This is a genomic window from Vibrio sp. D173a, assembly GCF_030248475.1.
The window spans coordinates 1-778 of record NZ_JAHGAH010000578.1; the positions used below are offsets into that span (position 1 = coordinate 1).

At 41.3% G+C, this 778-nt stretch carries 1 protein-coding gene; it reads left to right on the forward strand.

What is annotated here, in order from left to right; genetic code table 11:
* Positions 1-414: 414 nt before the first annotated feature.
* On the forward strand, positions 415-778 hold a 364-nt coding region (locus KIV40_RS27650), incomplete at its 3' end, for a DedA family protein (protein ID WP_375164890.1).

Here is a 778-nt window from a genome sequence, read left to right on the forward strand (position 1 = left end):
AGCACAGTTCATCAAAGAAAAAGGTCAATACCCAATGAAACGCGTTGCGACTGATGATGTTGGCTTCGGTGTTTACCAAATCGACCTAACTAAATAAGATTTTTCAATAATCTTTAGTTAATGTTTCAAAAGGCTGAATTTAACGATTCAGCCTTTTTTAATATTGGTAAACCGCCCCTGTAAAAGTCTTTATTTTTCTGCATGTTAGTCATAAATAGCGTCTAATTTTAAGCAAGTCCCTCATTCCATAAATTCACAACTCCCTCCCCCATTTCAGCACCTAAGAGTGCACAGTAAGCACAAAAATCCCGCAGCTCACTGCAAGTTTTTATCCACTGCTCGTGTCTATTTCATTTACTACACTCAATGAGTGGTCAATAAGCCATTAATCTATAGGATAGATAGGGACATTTGATGGGCAACGTCGAAAGCACTCAAACATGGTTAAATTCAGGAGAAGAGTCGCTGCTATGGCTAATGCTCGGCATTATTGCGCTCTCTTATCTGCTTGAAGATTTAGCAATTGTGTCTGCGGCAGGGTTAGCGACTCAAGGTCTCATTCCACCACAATATGCTCTACTTGCCATTTTCATCGGTATCGCAAGCGGTGACTTAGGGCTTTACTACCTCGGTAAGTCAGGACGCTACTTTAGAGGTGTTCGTTACAAAGCGCTGACCAATCGATACTTTCGTACACTTAGGACTAAATTACGCCACAACGCATTCAGTAGTCTTTTTATCATCCGCTTTGTTCCGGGGTTGCGTACCGTTGGTTTTA